This is a genomic window from Mycobacterium sp. 1245801.1 (genome assembly GCF_001673055.1).
GTDB lineage: Bacteria > Actinomycetota > Actinomycetes > Mycobacteriales > Mycobacteriaceae > Mycobacterium > Mycobacterium europaeum_A.
This window is the reverse complement of record NZ_LZKY01000343.1, coordinates 1-541: the sequence shown is the minus strand read 5'-3', so window position 1 is coordinate 541 and position 541 is coordinate 1. Positions and strand designations below refer to the sequence as shown.

Genomic DNA, 541 nt, shown 5'->3' with positions numbered 1-541 from the left:
CGACGTCGAAACACACCGCCTTGATGCTCGAGTACCCGTCGCCGCGGTGCACCGCGAAACTGGTTTGCGCGATCGCCACGGTGTCGGTGCCGGACCTGGCCGAGCCGCTGGCCCGGGCGTTGGCGCTCGACGGCCGCGACTTCCCCCGCGTGAAACTCAGCTTCGGGCCGGGCGTGCTGTGCATGGTCGGCGGCGAGGACGGCGTGGGCGGGATCCGCGAGGCCGTCCAGATCGTGTTCGCCGGCGAGCCCATCGACATGTGGATCAACCCGAAGTATCTACTCGAGGGATTGAACGCGGTTCGCGCCGACAAGGTGGACATCGGGCTAACCGCGCCGAAGCGGCCGCTGACGCTGGCGTCGTACGACGGCGAGCTGACGACCGGACCCCGCGGCCCGTTCCCGGCGTTGCAGAGCGACTTCCGGTATCTGCTGATGCCGGCGCAGCCCCCGGTGGCTGGCTGACATGGGATCGTCTTCGTCGCGACGCGGTAGCGGTCGGTGGCCGACAACGTCAACCCGCCGAGCGGGTCGACGTCGAA

The 541-nt window shown here is 69.3% G+C and carries 1 pseudogene; it reads left to right on the top strand.

What is annotated here, in order from left to right:
* Positions 1–464, top strand: a pseudogene (locus A5622_RS21230) (hypothetical protein); the annotation flags it as partial.
* Positions 465–541 lie beyond the last annotated feature (77 nt).